Source organism: Novosphingobium sp. PhB55 (assembly GCF_004368805.1).
In the GTDB taxonomy this organism is placed as follows: domain Bacteria; phylum Pseudomonadota; class Alphaproteobacteria; order Sphingomonadales; family Sphingomonadaceae; genus Novosphingobium.
In genome coordinates this window covers 1-1,585 of the sequence record NZ_SODQ01000024.1, presented here as the reverse complement: position 1 = coordinate 1,585, position 1,585 = coordinate 1, and the positions used below count along the sequence as shown (strand labels likewise).

The window sequence follows — 1,585 nt, the reverse complement described above, 5'->3', positions numbered from 1 at the left end:
GTAAGCGCCGACGGAACCCGGCCTTGACGCTAACCGCTTAGGCTGCGCAGCAGCGCTTGTACTTCCTGCCCGAACCGCATGGGCACGGATCATTACGGCCGACCTTACTGGCCTGGATAGATCTGAGCGCATTCGCGTCACCATCATGCAGCAGTGCCAGCTTCCTCATACCGACGATTGCACGCGGTAGGAGCTCAGCGTGTTCGTCGCGGATGGCGTCAGCGTCTTCGCGTTCTTCGATCTGCTCGTCTGTCTCGATAAAGCCAACCAGCAGACCAAGGAACGTTGCTGTTCGCTCGTCGTCGGCCAGGTCTGACCAATATTCGGGATGCAGCTTCATGGCTCGATAGAAGCCCTTCATCCATCCCCGGACCCTGCCATGGTCAGCCTTCTGCCCCCTTTCGGAGAAGCTGGGTTGATAGCTCGGCCATCCCTTTTGAAGCTCCGCTTCAATCGCTCTGAACCGTGTCAGAACGGCGGCGAGGGCCTGCTCCATTCTGGCTTGATCCGTCACCGGGGGGAGCGCGGTCCACAAGTCCGCAATCCAGTCGGCGGTTTCCAATGCTGGTGTCACCAGCACGCCGGTCAGGTAGCCGTCCATCTCCAGTGGCGGGAGGAGACCGGGATCCCAGGCGAGAGGTGTGAACAGAGCGGAGTGAGGCTGTGATGTGTTCATGCAGCCTGAGCCGTATCGCGTAGGGCCTGCCAGCGCCATGGCAGGAGTTCGTCGATCCGGTTGATTGGGTGATTGCCGATACGCGCAATGACGTCGGTGAACCAGGCTTCGGGCTCTACGCCGTTCAAGCGGCACGTTTCGGCAAGCGAGTAAAACAGCGCTGAGGCATCTCCACCCGTGGTGGACCCGACGAACATCCAGTTGCGGCGCCCCAGAGCTACGCCGCGCAGGGCATTTTCGACCAGGTTGTTGCTGATCTCGAGCAGGCCGTCTTCGCAATAGCGAACCATCGCCGCCCAGCGGTTAAGCGGATAGCGGCATGCCTTCGCCAAGGCACTATCCGACGACAATCCTTGAATCTGGGCTTCGAGCCATGGTCGCAACGCAGCTAGTTTTGGGCGGGCTAGCTGCTGGCGAACCCGCCTTCGCTCATCGGGCGGTGCTCCCTTGATGTCGCGTTCGATCGCGAAGAGCTCGCTGATCCTCACCACCGCTTCAGCCGCTACCGGCGACGGGTTCTTTTCCAGAATGTCGGTGAACTTGCGCCGCGCGTGGGCCCAGCAGCCGACCTCCGTTACCCCGCGCGGCGCCTTGGTCTTGGGGTCATGATACAGCGCGTTGTAACCGGCATAGCCGTCCGCTTGAAGGTATCCGCGGTAACCGGCAAGGTGGGCTGCGGGATGCTTGCTGCCGCGCCCGGTCGTGAAGCGGAACGCCACAGCAGGCGGGCTCATATCCCCGCTTGAGCGGCTGTCGCGCAGATAGACCCAGAAGTAGGCGGTGTGGCTACCGTCTTTGCCCTGCAGCAAGGTCACGGGCGTTTCGTCGCCGTGTATCTTTGGAGCCTCCAGGATGTAGGAGAGCAACCGTTCGCCGAGCGGCGCCATCAGCCATGCCAGCTTGCGGGAC

2 protein-coding genes are annotated in these 1,585 nt (G+C 61.9%); both read right to left on the bottom strand.

The window, feature by feature from the left end; translation table 11 throughout:
- Positions 1–37: 37 nt before the first annotated feature.
- On the bottom strand, positions 38–676 hold the full coding sequence (locus EDF57_RS25315) for a UPF0149 family protein (RefSeq protein WP_208324975.1): 639 nt from the start codon (positions 674–676) through the stop codon (positions 38–40).
- The coding region (locus tag EDF57_RS25310; protein WP_134096393.1) for an IS66 family transposase at positions 673–1,585 on the bottom strand (913 nt) is incomplete at its 5' end. The genes EDF57_RS25310 and EDF57_RS25315, both read right to left, overlap by 4 nt.

Bases quoted from the DNA above. Each gene is read 5' to 3' on its own strand.
- EDF57_RS25315 (WP_208324975.1), bottom strand. From the start codon at position 676: ATGAACACATCACAGCCTCACTCCGCTCTGTTCACACCTCTCGCCTGG.